The organism is Pseudoalteromonas sp. R86517 (assembly GCF_042466295.1).
Classification (GTDB): domain Bacteria; phylum Pseudomonadota; class Gammaproteobacteria; order Enterobacterales; family Alteromonadaceae; genus Pseudoalteromonas; species Pseudoalteromonas atlantica.
Genome location: NZ_JAXHCB010000001.1, coordinates 1,256,040 through 1,276,007 on the forward strand (window position 1 = coordinate 1,256,040; position 19,968 = coordinate 1,276,007).

The 19,968-nt window shown below is 40.5% G+C and carries 16 protein-coding genes and 2 tRNA genes; 5 read left to right on the forward strand and 13 right to left on the reverse strand.

The window, feature by feature from the left end; genetic code table 11:
* Positions 1–106 precede the first annotated feature (106 nt).
* On the forward strand, positions 107–1,357 hold the full coding sequence (gene icd / locus SJY38_RS05625) for an NADP-dependent isocitrate dehydrogenase (protein WP_286745205.1): 1,251 nt from the start codon (positions 107–109) through the stop codon (positions 1,355–1,357).
* Between the two features lie 12 nt (positions 1,358–1,369).
* On the opposite strand, the gene SJY38_RS05630 is transcribed toward icd, so the two are convergent.
* The 3 genes from SJY38_RS05630 to SJY38_RS05640 form a co-directional block, all read right to left on the reverse strand.
* The gene (locus tag SJY38_RS05630) at positions 1,370–1,801 is read right to left on the reverse strand and encodes a hypothetical protein (protein WP_004586781.1); all 432 of its coding nucleotides are present in this window, start codon (positions 1,799–1,801) and stop codon (positions 1,370–1,372) included.
* A gap of 532 nt (positions 1,802–2,333) precedes the next feature.
* A complete protein-coding gene (locus SJY38_RS05635; protein WP_286745203.1) occupies positions 2,334–2,783 on the reverse strand; it encodes an N-acetyltransferase in 450 nt (149 codons plus the stop codon).
* A gap of 82 nt (positions 2,784–2,865) precedes the next feature.
* Positions 2,866–3,813 (reverse strand): LysR family transcriptional regulator, encoded by a 948-nt coding sequence (locus tag SJY38_RS05640; protein WP_286745201.1) that lies wholly within the window; start codon positions 3,811–3,813, stop codon positions 2,866–2,868.
* A 117-nt stretch (positions 3,814–3,930) separates the two neighbouring features.
* Here SJY38_RS05640 and aceK point away from each other — a divergent pair, with 117 nt between their 5' ends.
* The 4 genes from aceK to lepB all read left to right on the forward strand — a co-directional run bounded on the left by aceK (position 3,931) and on the right by lepB (position 8,181).
* Complete coding sequence (gene aceK / locus SJY38_RS05645; protein ID WP_286745198.1) at positions 3,931–5,706, forward strand: bifunctional isocitrate dehydrogenase kinase/phosphatase; 1,776 nt, start codon at positions 3,931–3,933, stop codon at positions 5,704–5,706.
* A gap of 365 nt (positions 5,707–6,071) precedes the next feature.
* Positions 6,072–7,034 carry a zinc-binding dehydrogenase gene (locus SJY38_RS05650; RefSeq protein WP_286741724.1) on the forward strand — a complete coding sequence of 321 codons (963 nt, stop codon included), beginning with the start codon at positions 6,072–6,074 and terminating at the stop codon, positions 7,032–7,034.
* A gap of 103 nt (positions 7,035–7,137) precedes the next feature.
* Entirely contained in the window at positions 7,138–7,392 is a 255-nt protein-coding gene (locus SJY38_RS05655; RefSeq protein WP_004586776.1) for a DUF2999 family protein, read from the forward strand.
* Between the two features lie 138 nt (positions 7,393–7,530).
* Positions 7,531–8,181 carry a signal peptidase I gene (lepB, locus tag SJY38_RS05660; protein WP_004586775.1) on the forward strand — a complete coding sequence of 217 codons (651 nt, stop codon included), beginning with the start codon at positions 7,531–7,533 and terminating at the stop codon, positions 8,179–8,181.
* A 32-nt stretch (positions 8,182–8,213) separates the two neighbouring features.
* Here the strand turns inward: lepB and SJY38_RS05665 are convergent, their stop codons facing one another.
* The 10 genes from SJY38_RS05665 to SJY38_RS05710 form a co-directional block, all read right to left on the reverse strand.
* Positions 8,214–9,467, reverse strand: a complete 1,254-nt coding sequence (locus tag SJY38_RS05665; RefSeq protein WP_029771678.1) for a nitrate regulatory protein — start codon at positions 9,465–9,467, stop codon at positions 8,214–8,216.
* 269 nt (positions 9,468–9,736) lie between these two features.
* Complete coding sequence (gene cobA / locus SJY38_RS05670) at positions 9,737–10,603, reverse strand: uroporphyrinogen-III C-methyltransferase (protein WP_286741726.1); 867 nt, start codon at positions 10,601–10,603, stop codon at positions 9,737–9,739.
* A gap of 11 nt (positions 10,604–10,614) precedes the next feature.
* The gene (gene nirD / locus SJY38_RS05675; protein ID WP_024033472.1) at positions 10,615–10,968 is read right to left on the reverse strand and encodes a nitrite reductase small subunit NirD; all 354 of its coding nucleotides are present in this window, start codon (positions 10,966–10,968) and stop codon (positions 10,615–10,617) included.
* Positions 10,955–13,531, reverse strand: coding sequence for a nitrite reductase large subunit NirB (nirB, locus tag SJY38_RS05680; protein WP_286741727.1), 2,577 nt, complete (start codon positions 13,529–13,531; stop codon positions 10,955–10,957). Before nirB ends, nirD begins: the two co-directional genes overlap by 14 nt.
* A 420-nt stretch (positions 13,532–13,951) precedes the next feature.
* Positions 13,952–14,608, reverse strand: coding sequence for a carbonic anhydrase (locus SJY38_RS05685; RefSeq protein ID WP_055255729.1), 657 nt, complete (start codon positions 14,606–14,608; stop codon positions 13,952–13,954).
* A 248-nt stretch (positions 14,609–14,856) separates the two neighbouring features.
* Positions 14,857–16,503, reverse strand: a complete 1,647-nt coding sequence (locus tag SJY38_RS05690; RefSeq protein ID WP_286741728.1) for a diguanylate cyclase — start codon at positions 16,501–16,503, stop codon at positions 14,857–14,859.
* Between the two features lie 674 nt (positions 16,504–17,177).
* Positions 17,178–17,254, reverse strand: a tRNA-Val gene (locus tag SJY38_RS05695).
* Positions 17,255–17,299: 45 nt separating this feature from the next.
* Positions 17,300–17,376 (reverse strand) — tRNA-Val (locus tag SJY38_RS05700).
* A 113-nt stretch (positions 17,377–17,489) separates the two neighbouring features.
* Positions 17,490–18,536 carry a DUF3080 family protein gene (locus SJY38_RS05705; RefSeq protein WP_286741729.1) on the reverse strand — a complete coding sequence of 349 codons (1,047 nt, stop codon included), beginning with the start codon at positions 18,534–18,536 and terminating at the stop codon, positions 17,490–17,492.
* A complete protein-coding gene (locus SJY38_RS05710) occupies positions 18,529–19,878 on the reverse strand; it encodes an MATE family efflux transporter (RefSeq protein ID WP_096041608.1) in 1,350 nt (449 codons plus the stop codon). Before SJY38_RS05710 ends, SJY38_RS05705 begins: the two co-directional genes overlap by 8 nt.
* Positions 19,879–19,968 lie beyond the last annotated feature (90 nt).

Genomic DNA, 19,968 nt, shown 5'->3' on the forward strand with positions numbered 1-19,968 from the left:
ATTCGTTATTTTTTTAACTAATATCAATTATAAAAAGCAAATTGCATACATGCTCAATCAAGCATGATTTAATCAGGTAACACTATTTTTAGTATAGGTATTAACCATGGCTTATCAGCATATTAAAATCCCTGAGCACGGACAAAATATTACTATTGATCCTAAAGGCCAATGGCATGTGCCTGTAAATCCTATTATTGCTTATATTAATGGTGACGGGGTTGGGCAAGAGGTCACACCTGCCATGCAGCATGTGGTGAATAATGCTATTACACACTGTTATGCAAAGGAGCGAAAAATTCACTGGATGCAAGTATATAACGGCGAGCAAGCAGCAAAGTTATATGATGGCGATTGGTTCCCAGAGGAGACGATTAACGCAGTACGTGCGTGTAAAATAGCAATTAAAGGGCCGCTAACTACACCTCTTGGCGGCGGTTTTCGCTCATTAAATGTGGCGCTAAGGCACGAAATGGATTTATTTGTAAATATGCGCACTGTTAAAGGGCTAAGTGCGTTGCCATCGCCGTTAAAAAATCCATTTTTAACTAACATAACAGTGCTGCGTGATAGCAGCGAAGATGTATATTCAGGAATAGAGTGGCAAGCTGGCAGCGTAGAGAGCGAGAAAATGCTCGACTTTTTATGTGAAGAAATGGGAGTAACGCGCCTAAGGTTTTCTCAAGAGTGTGGCATAGGTATAAAAAATATATCTAAAGAAGGCTCCGAGCGCCTAGTACGCTATGCAATTAATTACGCCCTTAAAAATAACAGCGAATCGTTAACGCTTGTGCATAAAGGGAATGTACTTAAATTTACCGATGGTGCCTTTAAACGTTGGGGGTTTGCCTTAGCCCAAAATGAGTTTAACGCTACCCCACACGAAAACGGACGCTGGCTTGAAATAGCACGCGCTAATAAATCGCCTTTAATTATTAAAGAAGTGATAGCCGATAACATGCTGCAACAATGTTTAATGAACCCAGAGCAATTTGATGTGGTGGCAACCACAAACCAAAATGGCGATTTTTTAGCTGACATGCTCAGCGCACAAGTTGGCGGAGTGGGCATTATGCCGGCTGCTAATTTAAATAACGATGTGGCATTTTTTGAACCAACCCATGGCACGTTTGAGAGAATAGCAGGGCAAAACAAAGCAAATCCAAGTAGCAGTATTTTAAGTGCCGTTTTAATGCTTAAGTTTATGGGCTGGGATGAGGCAGCAACGCTGATTGAACAAGCGCTCGAACAAGCACTCAAAAGCGGTAATGTAACCTTTGATTTAGCGCAAAATATTAATAACTCGACAACCCTAAGCTGCAGTGACTTTGCACAAAAGGTTATCGAGTATTTTTAAGCAACTCCATTATTAGGCCGCTGTGGCTGTTTTTGCCTTGTGTACACATGGGCGATTAGTAAGCTGTGCAGCGCGGTGGTAAATATCGTGTGCATTAGGTTCATCGCACTGAGTACCACTAAGCGTATCCATTAAAGCAACTACAATAATAGCCGGTACTTGGCAGCAGTATTCATCAAGTACTGCCTCAGTTGTTTGTGCATCTACATGGCAAAGCGGGTGGTTTTTACGCTGGTACGCATGCAGTAGTGTATCTACTTCTAAAATATCATCGGGTTGGTGCTTTGTTTTACGGCACTTACAACCAAACTCATCAACCAAGGTAGCAAGTGCTTGGTATGTCTCAGCGGCATTGGTTTTAGTGCATAACTGCTGGGTAATAAACTGATGTAAATTAGCATCAATAAATAACCCGTCTTGTTGTGTGAAGCTTGATGTTGTCATAATCATTACTCTTAGTTTGTTGGCTTAACTTCACTTTAGCGCTAAGTGTATTATTAATGAAATTGTTGTTTTCAATAACTGACATTGATTTTATCAATAGTAAATGACAACTAACCAAAAACCACTGAGCATGTTTAATTAAAGTGGTGCAAAAACCTATAAAAATGCACAAAACTGGGACACACTAAATAATAATTAAAAGCATAACTTAGTTAGGTGATTGATCTTAAATCTGTTTTATTTTTGTGGTGGGTTGGCATCAAGGTTGCTAAATATAAAGGGTAGGGTTCACTCCTATTTCTACGATTTCAAAAGCGCTATGGTATTTTCCCAAAGTTGAATACCATGGCGCTTTTTTATTTGAGCATTCATTTTATTTAACTGCAGTAATATTAAATTTTAATAAAGTAGAGAATGGTTCTCAAAATAGCGCTGACAATAAGCTGCACAATACCTATACCGCCAAACATAACACTCCTCGCAATTATTGATGCGCTATCCATTTGTATAAATCTGTTTCTTTAATAATGCTTTAAGTGACAACCGACATAGCTAGCTTTTCTATACCATGTGACGGTGTCCATCTTTTAAACTCTACAAAGCCATGCTTTTTATATAAATTTATTGCAGGAGTATTAGCAACCGCAGTCTCAACTCTTGCATAAGATAAATCACTCATTTCTAAAACATAATTTATTAGCTTACTTGCGATACCTTTTTTAAAATAACTAGGGTCAACAGTTAAGCTGCATATATCTAAACACTGGCTGTTTGTATCTACTTCAATAACCGCTGCTAAACATTCATTTTCGGTGAAGCCATAAAAGGTTGTTTCTGACTTTTTAATATCTTCAGTATTACGTGCCAAAGGAGGAAAGTTAAGTGCCTCTATCAAACTAGCTTCGATAGCATAGGACTTTTGAAAGACAATAAAAATTATATTTGCTATCTCGGTATTCTTATTATTAAGTTTGTTGATCATTGTATTCTTCTGCAAAAAGTTGAGCGAAAATATCATGCCAATTTTTGAAAGCGCTAGCGCCTGATGAGCTGGGAATAACAAACTACCTATCCGCAATTGTTTTAGCAAACTCAAGCAACTCACGGCGTAACCACTGGTGTGCGGGAGCATGGTGAAGTAGTGGGCTCCATATCATTTTTACCTCAATAGGGACTATTTGAAACGGTACTGGGCTAATGACTAAATCGGTATGCGTGGTTAATAATTTAGCCTGCCTGCGCGGTAAGGTGGCAATAAGTTGCTCTGATTGGCATAGCAAACTTGCAATCATGTAGTGGCGTGTAAACACCCGTATTTTACGTGTTTGTTCTAGCTGCCAAAGTGCTTCATCAACCCAACCTAGTTTTTGCTTGCCTGACTTATTGGTAACGGCAGCTTCTGGCCCCCAGCCAGCGCGGTTTACCCAAATATGTTCTTTTTGTAGGTAATCATCAAGGCTTGAGTGCTGTAAAAAGGTATTTTTGGGGTGGGTTAAACAGCAGTAATTATCGCGCCAAACACTGGCTTGATGAAACGAGCGAGGCAAGCCATTAAAACGGTTTATGGCTAAATCAATAGTGCCTTTTTCCATATCTTGCAGGTTTACATCGCTTGGACTCAGTACATCAAAATTAACCCCCGGGTTTTTAGTTAACTGCTCAGTAATAAAGGGGGCAATTAAGGTCGACTCCATGTAGTCGTTTGCCATTATTCTAAAAGTCACCTCTGCCGTTGCTGGGTTAAATTGCTCACTGGGCTGAGTAATCGCCTCTGCCATTTTTAAAAGAGACTCTATTTCAGGCTTTAAGCTAAGTGCTTTGCTGGTGGGGGTCATAGAGCCTGCGGCACGCACAAGTAGTGGGTCGTCAAATAAGTCACGTAATCGTTTAAGTGCGTTACTCATCGCAGGTTGTGTTAGTGCGAGTTTATTAGCCGCTTTTGAAACACTTTTTTCATCAATGAGCACATTTAAGTACACTAATAAGTTGAGATCGACGTTACGTATATTCATATGATCAATTTTATTTATATGCTTTATTAATTACCTAAATTAAAGCCTGCTTGCTAAGGTGTAAACAATTAATAAAAAATAACCGCTATAAGTGGTAAAAATAAAAGTGCTGTAACCATGTCAAAATCGTTAACTAATCAAACCAATAATGCGCTACAGCAAGTTATTGCTACTAAGTTGGCCCGCGCTGTTTTTGCAGGCTTTGAAGCAATGTTTGCGCAGTTTTTAAATATTACCCTAGGTGCGCAAAGCCGGTTTGAACAACAAAAATATCACGATGTGCAAACTGCCATGCGCGAACGCTTACAAGTGTACGAACGTGAAGTAAAAAATGTCAGTGAAGCTGTGAGAGTTATTGCTTATGCTGAACTGACTTGTCCGCAAACATGGCAACTAGCTAAAAATATATACGGCGATATGGTACAAAATCATGAAAATAAACCCATAGCACATACCTTTTTTAATTCTACCTTTGGTGCAATTTGGGACGATAAAAAAATTCGTACCGTACATTTGTTTGTATTAAAAGCAAAATACAGAAGCGAGCCGCGTTCGTATGAAAATTTAGTAAGGCGAATATCGTTTAAAGATGGGTTTAATCACGCTGTAAAAACGCTCATAACCCGCCAAGCTTTTAGAGTACCTTTTAGTCAATTAAACGCCGATTTACAGGCATTGCAAACAACGTTAATGGCCGGTGCAAAGCAGCAATGTAAACAAGTGTATGAGCTTATAAATTTAAACGACGGGTTTATAGAATACGCAAATTCATTATTTTTTAGAAACAAAGCCTGCTACTTAATAGGGCGCTGTATTGCTAAAAATGGCGATAATATGCCTTTTGCTATCGCCATATTAAATACTAATAAAGGGTTAAAGCTTGATGCCGTAATGATGGGCGCCGATCAGTTAAGTTTACTGTTTGGTTTTGCTCGTACCTATTTTATGGTCGATACCGACCAGCCCGCGCGCTATGTAGATTACTTAAGCGTGCTGATGCCTCATAAAAAACGCTTTGAGTTATTTAACGCCATTGGCTTTATTAAGCACGCTAAAACAGAGTTTTATCGTTACAAAGTTGATACCACTAAAAATAGCCCTACTAATTTTAAATACGTGACAGCACCTGGTACTCCCGGCATGGTTATGCTGGTATTTACCATTGAAGGGCTAGACTACGTTTATAAAGTAATAAAAGATAAATTTAGTGCACCAAAAACAGCCACCAAAGCGCAAGTAAAAGCCAAGTACAACTTTGTAAAGCAAGCCGACCGAGTAGGGCGCTTAGTAGATACACACGAATTTAGGTATTTAGCGTTCGACCTCAGCCGCTTTAGCGACGAGTTACTTAAGCAAATGAAGGCACAAATTGGCAGCAGCATGGTTATATCGGGTAAGGCGCTTATTTTAAAGCATGTGTATGTTGAGCGAAAAATGACGCCGCTTAATTTATACATTAATCACTGCTCTAACAAAGCATTACAACAGGTTATGACCGATTACGGTAAAGCGATTAAAGACTTAGCCGGCGCAAATATATTCCCAGGCGATATGCTAATGAAAAACTTTGGCGTAACCCGTTGGGGGCGCGTTGTTTTTTACGACTTTGATGAAATTTGCCCATTGACTGATTGCCACTTTAGAGATGTACCTAGCGCACAAAACGACCTAGAGGAGCTAAGCGCCAACAGTTATTTTGATATAGCAGAAAACGATATTTTCCCCAGTCAGTTTAAGGTGTTTTTTAGCGCAAACGAAACGGCATTTAACTATTTTAACTGCGAACATAACGATCTGTTTTTAGCCGATTTTTGGCAAGCTTGCCAACAACAAATTAAATCAGGCTTTTTACCTGACGTATACCCGTATAAACAAAGCTGGCGGTTTAAATAAAAATAACTAACCCCATGTCTAGCTAGGGCCTGTTTATCTTTCGAGGTTAAATTTGCAGCCGTCTGTTTGGTAATTAGGCAAGGCAGAGCCTATGTAGTGTGGTTGTTCCCCATAAATAGGCGATAACGTAGCATAAATGCCAAACAGGCGCTGCCCAAAGGGTTTCTGCCTAGGGGCCATTTACTCTTTGTTGCCTACATGGATGTAGGTAAGGGGCGTGAGCAGGACGCGGAAGCTTTGCTCGGTTTTTACTTAGCCCACTAGGTTACAAACCTCGCGCCGCGATTAAATGGCCCCTAGATTGAACAAATTTTAATCCTGAAAGGTTAACAGGCCCTAATTAAAAGGCTAAATACGGAGCATTAATGAAATATATTTCTCATGAGGGTGGCACCCTTGCATTTAGTGAAACCGATAAACCGGTTTTAAAAAGCCACGAAGTGCTAGTAAAAGTGTCTGCCATAGGTGTAAATCGCGCTGATTGCATGCAGCGCCAAGGTAAATACCCAGCGCCAGCTGGGGATAGCCCCATTTTAGGTTTAGAGTGCGCAGGCACAGTGGTTGAGCTTGGTTTTGATGTTGATAAAAGCTGGCTTAATAAACGTATTTTTAGCTTGTGCGCAGGCGGGGCTTACAGCGAATACGTTGCCATAGATGCTAAACAATTAATGGTATTGCCAGATGATTTAACCATGGTTGAAGGTGCAGCTATTAGCGAAGTGTACCTAACAGCATTTGGTGCGCTTTTTGAACTTGGTAAATTACAACAAGGCCAAACAGCGCTTATTCATGCAGGGGCAAGTGGTGTAGGCGGTGCGGCTATTCAAATGGCTAAAAGTGCAGGTGCAACGGTGGTTATTACTGCCGGCTCAGATGAAAAATGCGAGCATGCAAAAGCCCTTGGCGCCGATCATGCCATTAACTATAAAACAACTGACTTTGTAGAATATATGCAAGCAAATGAGCTTTTAGCAAATGCAATTGTAGATCCTGTATCGGGCAGTTATTTAAATAAAAATGCGGCTATTGCTGCCATGGATTGCCAAATTATTATGCTCGCTTTTTTAGATGGGCGTTTTGCTGAGGTTGATTTTGCAGCGCTACTACGCAAACGTATTTCGTTTCATGCATCAACACTTAGAAACCGTAGCATTGAGTTCAAACGCCAATTACGCGATGACCTAGTTGCGCGTTTTTACAATGATATTGCTACTAAAAAGTACGACTTAAACGTGTATAAAACACTACCGTGGAGCGATGCTAACGAAGCGCATGCTATTTTAGAGCGTAATGAAAATGCCGGTAAAGCGGTATTACTTGTAGAATAACCACCCGATGAAACGCTGAGGCGTGTGTTGGCGTTGTTAATGCATGGCTCAGCTAATATAATTTAGTAAATATAAAATACGTACAAAACACACAAGGTTAAAAATGAACCCAATACTAGCAATACTTAAAGAGCACAATGTAAGCGACGAAAAAGTAAAAGCATTGTTCGAGGCCTTTACACAAAACCCAATGATGGCAATGGCATTAGTACAAGAGCTTGGTATTCCGCCTGAAAAACTTCAGCAGTTAATGGCCGTGGTTATGACTCAGCCGCACTTAATTAAAGAAGCCACAGACGAACTCGGCCTAGACTTTGAAAAAGTAAAAGAAGCGAAAGACAAGCTAAACCAGCAATAAGCTTCACAAATTACTCCTTACCAAGGCATAAGCCTTGGTAATTCTACCTAAAATCACCACACTTTTTGTTACATTATTCATTGAACTGCTTGGTATTAAGCTAGTCATACTATTACTTATGATAGGTAGGGACTAGGTATGAAGCCACTTTATAAATTTTGGAAAAATAACCGTTCGTTAATTTTATTTATTGCGCTGATGAGCGTGTTTAGAAGCGCAGTTGCCGATTGGTATGAAGTACCGACAGGCTCGATGAAACCCACCATATTAGAAGGCGACAGAATCTTAACCGATAAAATGGCTTATGATATACGCATCCCTTTTACACATATTCCTTTAGTTAAATTAGCCGACCCACAAACAGGCGATATTATTGTATTTGACTCACAAGCTGCTGATAACCGGTTAATTAAACGCGTAATTGGTGTGCCAGGCGATACGGTAGCGCTTTATAACAACGAGCTAGAAATTAATGGCGTTAAACTTAAATACAATAACTTGCAAAGCAATATTGATTCTTTAGATAAAATAGAAGATTTAAATGGCCACAAACACACGATTCGTGTTGCGCATACGCCTTCGCAGCTATCGGGTTTTAATAAAATAACTATTCCTGAAGATTATTATTTAGCAATGGGTGATAACCGCGACCACAGTGCTGACTCGCGTGTTATTGGTTTGATCCCTCGCAGCGAACTACTTGGCAAAGCAGAGCGCATTATTGTGTCGCTTGATTACGACGATTATTACTTACCTCGTAAAAACCGCTTTTTAAAACCCTTACTTTAAGGCGGTTTTGGGCGCTAACCACACGCCCGATTTTAATCGCTTAGCTCTACAATTTTTTGCGCAATATTATAAAGCGAGCAGTGCGAGTCCATTGCTTGCTTTTGCAACTTTTTATGAGCTTGCTCTTCGCTAAGGCTTAGCTGCTCTATTAAAATATACTTTGCCTGATGTATTATTTTTTGTTCTGTTATTACCCGTTTAGCATCAACTAAAGCCTGATTTATTTGCTTAATATGTTGGCTTTGCTCCATGATTAGGTCGTACATGCTTTTATTACTATTGAGTTTATTAGCAGCGGTATTTTGGGGGGTGTTTTGTTTAAACGCGAGTTGCCCGTCGGTCATTGGCATGTATTGTTCTTCAAGGCTGCTTATAACTTGTTTATTTGAATTTAAAGTGCGCTGAGCCTGAGCAATTTGCATTGCTGCAGAGTCAATAAGGTAGTCGCTGAGGTTTTGCTCAATTTTGTGCATAATATCGATACGCGTTGTTGTTACCTCGTACCACACCTCACTAAGCTGAGAAAGCGGCTGCGCATTTTCGTCATCTAAATTTTGTAAAAGCCCGCGTAGCTGATCCACTTGCTTATTTACGGGATGATCAGTTAACGAGCGATAGCATTTTAATACGTGTTCGTCGGCGTATTCGTTAAAAAACGTAAAGCTGTGATGCTGTTGTTGAACAAAATGAGCAAGCTGTTGTTTTTGCTCCACGGTAAACTTACTTGATGCAAACGCTTGCGCGCCACAGGCACGTTCTTGTCCGGCGTATTCTTTACCTTGCATAAAATTAAAATAAGCCACTAGCAATCGTGTAACGCGCGGGTCGCTTGCGCCATCGGCGGCTTCTAAAATTATATTTAGCAAACACGAAATAAGCTGCGTATACGATTGAGTTGCATGCACTGGGGTAATTTTTTGATTTGCTATTTGTTGTCGCAGCTCTGGCAGCGCCTCTAACGATTGCAAACTATGGGTAATTAAATTGTACAAACGGGTGTGGCCCGTGTCGGCGTTATCGGTAATAAAGGTCGTTTTAATTGAGTGGTAAAACTGCGTTTGGGTTTGCTCTGTTAAGCTAATTTGTTGTTTTAACTGCGAGGCAAAACGTTTGCGATTAGAGGCTAAATAAATATTGCTCATGCCGCGCTCTTTTTGTAACTGATGTATAAAATCGCCCAGTTTAGTAAGCGATGCACAGCTTTTTTGAAGCTGCTTTAAGGCATGAATTTCTTGGTATTTTGCTGCTAATAAAAACTGTTTTGTGAGAGGATTGCTCGATAACATAGGACTTATTCCACACTTTTTTGTATATAAAGTGCAACCACTGTTCCAATCATTTAAAAATTTTTCGATTGAATTTAAAATTAAATTAAAACAGCCGCTTAAAGCCATACTTGTTATTTGTTCCCATTTTAACTTATCTGTCCTTATTACAGGAATAAACCTTTTTGGTGCAAAAATAGTTGTTTTTGCACTCGATTGCGCCCTTCATGAACGAGGGGAAAAAAGTGTTTACTCTGTAAACTGCACAGAGCAAACACCAGAGGGGGAATTTATACGTTGCTACATTGCAGCAACGCTGGGCTGATAGCCATTTGATGATTTATTACCTCGCCAACCATAATTAGCGTAGGGCCCGTTAATGTGTGCTCCGCACTTTCGCTAATAATTTGCTCAAGCGTGCTGGTTATTATTTTTTGCTGGTTGGTGGTGGCATTTTCTATCAATGCGATAGGGGTTGTTTTAGGCCAGCCAACCGATTGCAAACCAGTACTTAATGCGTTTAAACGTCCTAAGCCCATATAAATGACTAACGTGGGGTTATTAGAGCATTGTACATAGGTGTAGTTGTGCCAATTAGGGAGTTTATTAGGATCGGCAAATTGCGCCGTTAAAAATGTAACACTTCGGGCCACATCGCGAGCAGTAAGCGGTATGCCGGTATAAGCCGAAGCTGCACACGCGGTGGTAACGCCTGGGACAATAGCAAAATTAATATTGTGCTCTGATAGGGCGTTGGCTTCTTCATTAATGCGCGCAAAAATACTCGGATCTCCACCTTTTAAACGAACAACTTTAAACCCTTGTTGTGCGTATTTTACTAATAAGGCACTAATGGCAGCTTGTGGCATAGAGTGCTTGCCTGCGCGTTTACCTACATACACTCGCTGCGCATGTTTAGGCAGTGTATTTAAAAGCGCTTCACTAACTAGGCTGTCGTACAATACTACTTCGGCTGCTGCAATCAGGCGCTGCGCTTTCACCGTTATAAGCTCAGCATCGCCCGGGCCTGCCCCTATTAAATACACGTGGCCGTTTTTTTGATGTTTAGCTTTGTACTTTGCATCTTGAGTTAGCTTATTAATAAACTTGTTTAGCCATGGGCTTTCAATACCCGAAAAATACGAAAGAACACTCATTTTATTGCTCCTTATGCTAACGCTGTAATGGCTTTTGGCTCAGCGCTAACAAAGACATTGCCATTGTCTATTTTGGCTTCAAATACGGGGAGCTGTATTGCCTCTGCTTCTAGGCACTCGCCGGTATTTAAACAAAAATGTTGCTTATACAAAGGGGAGGCCACTACTAATTTTCCATCAATAGAGCCTATAATGCCGCGCGATAGTACATTGGCTTTGCCTATCGGGTCGTAGTTGCTAATGGCTAACACAGGCTCACTATTTTGTGGAACATAAAATATGGCCACTTGCTGGTTGTTTACTAATGCGCATACGCCACTATTAGCAACTAGGTCGTCGGTTGTTCCAATTTTATGCCAATACATCAGCTTGCTCCTGCTCAATTTCCATTACGGGGATACGGTTTGTCGAATTTTGCTGGTTACGTTTTTCAGACTCAGTGGCGGGGCGAATTTGGCTGCGCTCTTGTACAAATAAAATATTGCTATCGGCATCTGGGCTATTAATAAATTGGCGGAACCGTTTTGAGGCCTCTGGACTTTCGACTGCTTTTTTCCATTCGCAGGCATAAGTTTTAGTTACAAGCGCCATTTGGGTTTCAAGCTCATGGCAAATACCTAGGCTGTCGTCTATTACTACGCTTTTTAAATAATCTAGCCCGCCTTCTAAATTTTCCATCCACACTGAGGTGCGCTGCAGTTTATCGGCGGTTTTAATGTAAAACATGATCACGCGGTCAATGTATTTAATGAGTGTTTCGGTATCTAAATCGGTAGCAAATAAATCAGCATGGCGCGGGCGCATACCGCCATTTCCACATACGTATAAGTTCCAGCCATTTTCGGTTGCTATTACGCCTATATCTTTGCTTTGTGCCTCAGCGCATTCGCGGGTACAGCCCGATACGGCCATTTTAAATTTATGCGGGGCGCGTAAACCTTTGTAGCGGTTTTCAATCGCAATCGCGTGGCCAACACTGTCTTGAACGCCATAGCGACACCACGTACTGCCAACACACGATTTAACGGTTCTGAGCGACTTACCATAAGCGTGACCGGTTTCAAAACCGGCTGCAATAAGTCTTTCCCAAATAATAGGGAGCTCTTCAAGGCGTGCGCCAAATAAGTCGATACGCTGCCCACCTGTGACTTTACAATACAGGTTAAAGTCTTTGGCAACTTGGCCAATAACAATAAGTTTGTCGGGGGTAATTTCGCCACCCGCTATACGGGGAACGACAGAGTAAGAGCCATCTTTTTGCATATTTGCAAGGTAAGTGTCGTTGGTATCTTGCAGGCCAACATGAGCGGGTTCTAAAATAAACTCATTCCACGTTGAAGCTAAAATAGAGGCCACTGCAGGTTTGCATATTTCACAGCCGTGATGACCGCTGCCATGTTTAGTGAGCAAATCATCAAAAGTTTTAATGCTTTCTACTTTTACTAAATGCAGTAACTCTTGACGCGAAAAAGCAAAGTGTTCACACACATGGTTGTTAACTTCAACCCCACGGCTTTGAAGTTCACTGTCGACTACCGATTTTAATAATGCGGCACAGCCACCACAGCCGCTGGCGGCTTTGGTACAAGCTTTAACTGCAGATAAATCGCATGAGCCGCCATCAATTGCACCCACAATGTCGCCTTTGCTTACATTGTGGCACGAACAAATAGTGGCAGTATCGGGCAGGGCATTTCCCGCTAAAACAGGTGCTCCTTCGCTATCAGGTAAAATGAGGCACTCAGGGTGTGCGGGTAATTCCATGTCGTTTAACATGTACTGCAACAGTGTGTCGTAATCGCTAGTATCGCCAACAAGTACTGCGCCTAATAACTTGTTGCCTGCCTCATTTAAAATAATTTTTTTATAACAATCACGAATAGGATCTTGATAAATTAACTCTTTGCAATCGGGGGTTTTAGCGTGGGCATCGCCAATTGAGCCTACCTCTACCCCGAGTAGTTTTAATTTTGTGCTCATATCGGCGCCTAAAAACTCAAGTTCGCCGCCTGTAAGTTGGCTTGCAACCACGCGAGCCATGTTATATCCCGGGGCGACTAAGCCAAATAGCTTTTTGTCCCATAAGGCACATTCGCCAATAGCATATATATCTGGGTTTGATGTTTGGCATTGGTTGTTAATAACAATACCGCCACGTTGTCCTAATTCAAGTTCGGCCACTTTGCCAAGCTCATCGTATGGGCGAATACCGGCCGAGAACAAAATTAAGTCGGTTTCTAAAAACGTGTCATCTGAAAAATTTAGTCTGTAACGGCTCGTTTCGCCTTTCACTATTTCGCTGGTGGCTTTAGCGGTATGCACGCTCACGCCCAGTTTTTCAATTTTGTTTTTTAACAGCGTTCCACCTTGTTCATCAAGTTGTACCGCCATAAGTTGGGGTGCAAACTCAACTACATGAGTATCAAGCCCAAGTTGCTTAATTGCATTGGCTGCTTCAAGCCCTAACAAGCCGCCACCTATCACTACGCCACTTTTACTTTGCGCAGCGCTTGCTTTTATTTGCTCTAAATCTTCTAGGGTACGGTAAACCAAGCAATGGGGTTGGTCATTCCCTTTAATTGGCGGCACAAACGGGTACGACCCTGTTGCTAAAATAAGTTTATCGTAATTAAATTTATCACCGGTTTGAGTGCTAACTACCTTGTTTGTTTTATCTATTTCATGAACCCACTGGTTAGTATGCACATTTATATTTAACTGCTGATAATTATCAAAAGTGGTTAGGGCTAAATCGGCGGCTGTTTTACCATCAAACACGCTGGATAAGTAAACACGGTCATAAGCTAAATTTGCTTCTCCACACAGTACGGTAATGTGCGCGTTAGCGTCGCTTTGGCGCATTTGCTCTACAAAATGGTGCCCAACCATCCCATTACCAATAATGAGTATTTTTGTTGGTGTTTGCATTGGTATCCCCTCAATGACGGTTTAATTTAAAAACAAAAAAGCCCGCCACAGATACAAATTAATGCAACTGCGAGCGGGCTTCTTTGCCTGTGGTCATAACAACCTAAATGTGTGTCGTTTTAATAACGAACGGTATGGTTATCATATAAGCAAAAACACGGCCATTTTTATAAGTGTTTGTTTTTTAATAGCTACATTACTTTTAAATGGTTTTACTTACGCATATTTGAGTTGTTTTGGTGCGGTGCCAGCACTATGGGAGTGCACAAAATGAGGCTACAATGTGATGCTTAGTCAACAAAAGTGCATTTGTGCCGTTAACTAAAAACTAGGGATAAGCGTTTAGGCTATAAATAAAAAATGCGCTTTGTTATTTTGAAATAAAAATAACAGTAAGCGCATTAATTCTGTAAAACAGCTTTACTTGCTTTGCTTCGCCAGGGTTTCTACATCGGTATCTTCAACAGGTTTAAAGCTGCCCGTCGCTTCATCGTAGGTTTTAATTTCTGCAGATTCTATATCATATACCCAGCCGTGTAGCTTAACTTGACCGGTTGCAATTTTTGCAGCCACAGCAGGGTGTGTTTTTATATGCTGTAGTTGTTGTACTACGTTTTCTTCAATTACTAAGCCTAGGTGGTCGTTATTGTTTAGCTCTGCGCAACCGCATTTTTCTTTTACAACTTCAGTTGCTACGCGGCTGTGGCCAAGCCACTCTTTAACGTGCGGTAAGCTTGATAAACCTTCAGTATTTATAGCGCCTTTCATTGCGCCACAATCCGAGTGCCCACAAATAATAATGTGCGATACGCCCAGTGCAGCCACCGCAAATTCAATTGAGGCTGTCATACCGCCGGTTTGATTACTATGTGGCGGGATAATATTGCCCGCGTTACGACAAATAAATAATTCACCGGGTTCAGTTTGAGTCACTAAGTTAGGATCGATACGCGAGTCGGCACAGGTGATAAATAACACTTCTGGGTTTTGACCATTGGCTAGTTTTTGAAACGCTGCTTTTTTTGATGGGTAAACTTCTTTTTGAAACTTAGCCACGCCCGAAATAATATGTTCCATGTACAACTCCTATTGGTGTAATTTAATCGTGTTATTTATAGCTTTATTCGCCTGACAAATTAGCGCCATTATAACTTTGTTCTTGTTCGTTTTGTACTATTACACTGTTTAATAAATTTCATACTCGCGAACAACGGGCGACACACGTGCATGAAGTTATTGGCGAATACATGAGCGTACCTAGCAGAGGCTTCGAGTAAAATAAAAGGCGGTAAGTGGCGAAAAAGGTGGTTGAGGAGGTTAGTAGCTTAACTTGCTTTAAGTTTATGGGCTGATTTTAAGTTATACATGCGCTGATCCGCTAAGGTTAAACACTCAGTATGGCTCTGGCACTCATCGCTAGATGCTATGCCATAACTAATACCTGATTGCGGCCATTGCTGTTGAATAGTGCGATGTAATGCGGTGAGCTTCTGGGTAAGTGTGGTTTTTAGTTGGGGAAGGTGTGATTTGTTTTTGACTTTACATAACCAAATAAATTCATCGCCCCCGGTTCTAAATACGGTGCCGTCTTGCGCTAGATGCTGTGTCATTAATTTTGCTGCATTAATTAAAAACGCATCACCTTTGGCGTGCCCAAGCGCATCGTTTATTTTTTTTATTCCATCACAATCTATAAACACAATGATGTAAGCACTATGTGCAAGTTTAATCAGCTCATCATTTAATAGTAGTCGGTTGCCAACTTGGGTTAGAGGATCAAAGCGAGATTCATGTAACAAGGTACTAAATTCGTGCTGTTTTAACTTTAGCCACTCAGACAAAGACAGCACAATACACACACAATCTATTGCTAAGGCTAACAGCACAAGTATTTCTGATGATGTCGCATTTATTAAATCAAAATGAAACGCAACGAATACTACTAATGACAGGCTATAGAGCATATTTCCAAATAAAAAATACTTGGCTCTAAAATCGTTCAGGCTAAGCATGGCAAACCCGGTGGTTAAGCTGAGCATAACCCATACGGCTGCTAAAAAGTGCGCGATATAAAACACTAAATAAAAGGGCATTAATAGGCTGCAGATACCGCATATAAATGCACTAACGGTAAAGTATTTTAAAGCACTCCCAAGCTTATTGGCTTTTTCTTTATCGAAGTTAAACAGGTAGTAGGTAAATGCTGCTGCGCAACTTACAGCAAAGGCAAATAAATAAATACCTAAGTAATGTTTATTAAAAGAGGGGCTGGCATAAATTGTATTTACAGCGCCCGAAGCAAACGCCCAGCCAAGACCGTGCAAACCGACATACCCAGCACAAAACAAGGCCACTTTTTGCTTTACTCTTAAAAACATTACAAAGGCCATCATTGCTAAAGTAAGCATGACAGAAATAGTAATAAGGCTTAATGAGTTTATATAAAACTGATGATGCAAAAATGCACCTTCGCTTAAAATACTTAAATCAACCGGCGTTGGATAGTGTTTGGCTTCTAAATATATCCATAAATAGCCACTGCTTGGCGCATAGAAGGGCAGTTTAAATGCTTGTCCATGCATTAAAATAGCCGGTTGATTAACGTGAGACTGCGAAAAATCAGCAAGCTTAACTATATCCCCCTGTTCGGTTTGCCAATAGGCTAAACCAACGTCGATAAAATTGGCTTGCGGCAGCACATACCAATCTCCAGTGGTGGGGTTATTTAGCGCAATTTTTGTTACTACAGCGCCACTTTTACCGAGCAGGTTACTCGTTTCACTAGCGTTTTTATAAGATGTAATTACTTGCTGTGCAGAAGGAGGCGTATTGAATGCTATGACAGGGCGCCACAGGTTATCATCCTCTAGGGTAATGTTGTTATTAAGTGTATAAGCAGTTGTTAGCGGGCTAAACAAAGCACAGAAAAAGAATACTGTTAATATACCAACCCGCACCATACCTAAACTCACTTTAAAAACCCACTAAGCGATTATAATCAAATTGTAAACAAATAGTATATAAATCAAACAAAATTATCGCCTTTAAGTAATGGCTTAATTTGGCTTTAAATAACAAACTGCATTAATAAATAAGTAATACGAGGGCGTTTTTGTTTAAACGAATTTATAAACACTGCGGGTGTTTGCAGTATTAGTTAGGGTTTAAGGTGGGTAGCGGGCTAACCAACTGAGCTATGATTGAACTATTAATTGCTTAATTAAATTGATTCAGTGGAATGAATAAATTTGATACGACAGAGTGGATTCGAACAACCGATTTCTGCATGGGCATAGAGAGTGGGTAGCGCGCTAACCAATTGAGTTATGGCTTAACGATTAATAGGAATAGGTTAATTATATTTATTAAGAGGGGGAGAATAGTTTTGGTACGACTGAGTGGATTCGAACCAGCGATTTCGGCGTGGGCGTAGAGAGTAGGTAGCGCGCTAACCAACTGAGCTACATTCGTACAAATAGTATCTTAATTATATTTATTCAGAGGGGAGTATAGTTTTGGTACGACTGAGTGGATTCGAATCAGTGATTTCGGCGTGGGCATAGAGAGTAGGTAGCGCGCTAACCAACTGAGCTACATTCGTACATATAGTATCTTAATTATATTTATTCAGAGGGGAGAATAGTTTTGGTACGACTGAGTGGATTCGAACCACCGACCTCTACCATGTCAAGGTAGCGCTCTAACCAACTGAGCTACAGTCGTACAAAGAGTATCTTAATTATATTTATTCAAAGGGAAGAATAAATTTGGTACGACCGAGTGGATTCGAACCACCGACCTCTACCATGTCAAGGTAGCGCTCTAACCAACTGAGCTACGGTCGTATTACCTAATTAAGATGCGATAAATTTAATTATCAGCGGCCGCTAATATATAGCGTGGTGAGTGGTGAATCAAGCAAGTTTGTTGCTTTTACGTTTATTTGCCGTTTTTTTATTCATATTGGGCTGATTTCACACGTTTTATAAAAGTTTTGCCACCAGGTAACGTGTTTTTTGGCTGAGCCTTTAAGCTGGTTTAGTAGATTGTTTTGTGAATCCAGCGCTATCAAAGTATTTATTTGCTTATTTGTTATGGCTTGGTCAAACCACAGTTGGTTATACAAAGGTAAAAGTGTTTCAAGGTAGCCTGCTAAATTAGCCTGATAAGGCTGTATTTCTTTAAGGAAATACTTTTGAAACACGTTACTGACGATAGTGGCTATTTTTTTATTTTTTCCTGCTGGGCATATTTCATCAATGGATTGCGATTCGATAAATCGCGTGGCTGAATTATTAAACGCTATTTGCAGACGTGCAGAATAAATGAGTAATTGGTTAAAACGGTACTTATTAAGCTGCTCTAACGCGTTAAAAATGTCTGCGGAGTTAATTTTTAAGTAGTGTTTATTGAGTATGTGTTGTTTTATGAGTGCAAGCTGCTGCATGGCCGCTACCGTGTCGCTAAAACCTGCCGGCGAGACAGAAAGCTCTGAGCTGCTAGCTTGCCACGTGTTTTTTAGCTCAAATTCGTTATACAACATTAAATTAAAGTAGTGGTTTAGTGTTTGCTCTTTATGTGTTTTTGCTTTTAATAGGGTTTTATAAACTGCTGAGTCAGGCTCAAGCGTGCTTAAGCACTGCTGTGCATTTTGCACAAACTCTATTTGATACTTTAAAACACCGGCATGTCCGGCCGTTTTACCAAGCTGATTGTTGTGCTCACTAATAAGTAAGCTGAGCTTACAATGGCTTAAGCTTGCAAGTTCAATCAAGCTAATGGTAGTGCTGTTTAAAAGCGTGTTAGGGGGTAAAAGCGGGCTAATAGCTTCAGGTTTACTTAAACTTGGTGCTTGGGTTTCAAGGGTATTACTTAAGCGTGCTGTGTATGTGTGATAAGTGTTGCTAGGCGCTTTTGAACACCCAGCAAGCGCGGCGCAACACACAGCTAATAAACAACTTAACCATGTTTTGCTTGGTATTAATGTTCGTACATTTTTATACAAATGGCGCCTGCTTTAATCGCTTATTAACGGTGAACATAAGCCATACAGCAGCAACGGTTAAACCAAAAATAATACCTATCCAAAAACCGTGCGGCCCCATGGCGGGCACAATTAAATCTGTTCTTCCCAATACGTAGCCTAAAGCAAAACCGATTAACCAGTAAGATATAAACGTTATATACGATATAGGCTGCGTATGTTTTAAACCTCTTAAAATGCCGTTCGCAGCGACTTGGAGTGCATCAGGAATTTGATAAATACATGCCAAAATCATAATTGAGGTCGCTAATGCAATAACGGCTGGGCTGTCGGTGTAAAGTTGGCTTATTAAATCGCGGCCAATAAAGGTTATAAAAGCTAAAAATAACGCAATAGCAATGGCTAATATGTAGCTGGTTGATATAGCAGTTTTTAATTGGCTTAAATGGTTTTGACCAAATAAATTACCAATACGAATACTAATGGCGATAGATAAGCTCAGTGGCATCATAAATAATAACGCGGTCACGCTTCCCGCAATTTGATGACCCGACACAGCAACAGCACCTAAGTGTGCAATAAATAATGGTATACACGCAAATAGCGTAATTTCAAAAAAGGTGGCCAACGAAATAGGTATACCTAGTTTTGTAATAACCCCAATGGTTTTAATATTGGGCTTTTCAAAATTTGCCAGCAGGGCTTTTGCATCAATTTTTTTACTAAACTGGCAATACGTTACTTGTGCAACAGCCATTACAGTTAGTACCAATGCCGTAGCAATACCACAACCTGCACCGCCGTAGGCTGGTAAGCCAAATAAACCATTTATAAAAATATAGTTAGCTGGAATATTAACACCAAGGCCTAACAAGCTGATATAAAAAGCGGGTTTTGTCATCCCCATGCCTTCGGTCATATTTCGATAAACGGTAAAAATTAAAAAGCCAAAGGCTCCCCATTTCACAAAATGGATATAGTCATACGCAAGGCTTGCGATAGCGGGGGTTGTATCGAGTTTTAAAATGACTATATCGGCTAGGTTGGCTATACCAAAACCAATTGCGCTTAAAATAGCGGTTAAATACAGAGCTTGCTGAAAATAATGGCTAATACCTTTTTTATCGTTAGCGCCCGCAAATTGGGCAATAATACCGGTTAACGCGAGCAAAATACCTTGCAGCGCCAGTAATAACGGGTTCCATATACCGGTTGCAATCGACAGCGCAGCCAAATCTGTTGGGCTTACTTGGCCTGCCATAATGGTGTCGACCACCGACATTAAAACGAGTGTTACTTGTGCTAAAAATACAGGTACGGCAAGGGTGATTAAACGTTTGGCTTCCCAGCTACTAAAGGTCATAAAAACAGCTATTTGATAAAACAGGGCGCAATTGTAATCGATTGTGTTTCAAATAAAAATCACTGTAGTGAATGATTTTACGAGTTGATA

Coding starts and splice junctions, on each gene's coding strand:
- icd (WP_286745205.1), top strand. CDS start 107: ATGGCTTATCAGCATATTAAAATCCCTGAGCACGGACAAAATATTACT.
- SJY38_RS05630 (WP_004586781.1), bottom strand. CDS start 1,801: ATGACAACATCAAGCTTCACACAACAAGACGGGTTATTTATTGATGCT.
- SJY38_RS05635 (WP_286745203.1), bottom strand. CDS start 2,783: ATGATCAACAAACTTAATAATAAGAATACCGAGATAGCAAATATAATT.
- SJY38_RS05640 (WP_286745201.1), bottom strand. CDS start 3,813: ATGAATATACGTAACGTCGATCTCAACTTATTAGTGTACTTAAATGTG.
- aceK (WP_286745198.1), top strand. CDS start 3,931: ATGTCAAAATCGTTAACTAATCAAACCAATAATGCGCTACAGCAAGTT.
- SJY38_RS05650 (WP_286741724.1), top strand. CDS start 6,072: ATGAAATATATTTCTCATGAGGGTGGCACCCTTGCATTTAGTGAAACC.
- SJY38_RS05655 (WP_004586776.1), top strand. CDS start 7,138: ATGAACCCAATACTAGCAATACTTAAAGAGCACAATGTAAGCGACGAA.
- lepB (WP_004586775.1), top strand. CDS start 7,531: ATGAAGCCACTTTATAAATTTTGGAAAAATAACCGTTCGTTAATTTTA.
- SJY38_RS05665 (WP_029771678.1), bottom strand. CDS start 9,467: ATGTTATCGAGCAATCCTCTCACAAAACAGTTTTTATTAGCAGCAAAA.
- cobA (WP_286741726.1), bottom strand. CDS start 10,603: ATGAGTGTTCTTTCGTATTTTTCGGGTATTGAAAGCCCATGGCTAAAC.
- nirD (WP_024033472.1), bottom strand. CDS start 10,968: ATGTATTGGCATAAAATTGGAACAACCGACGACCTAGTTGCTAATAGT.
- nirB (WP_286741727.1), bottom strand. CDS start 13,531: ATGCAAACACCAACAAAAATACTCATTATTGGTAATGGGATGGTTGGG.
- SJY38_RS05685 (WP_055255729.1), bottom strand. CDS start 14,608: ATGGAACATATTATTTCGGGCGTGGCTAAGTTTCAAAAAGAAGTTTAC.
- SJY38_RS05710 (WP_096041608.1), bottom strand. CDS start 19,878: ATGACCTTTAGTAGCTGGGAAGCCAAACGTTTAATCACCCTTGCCGTA.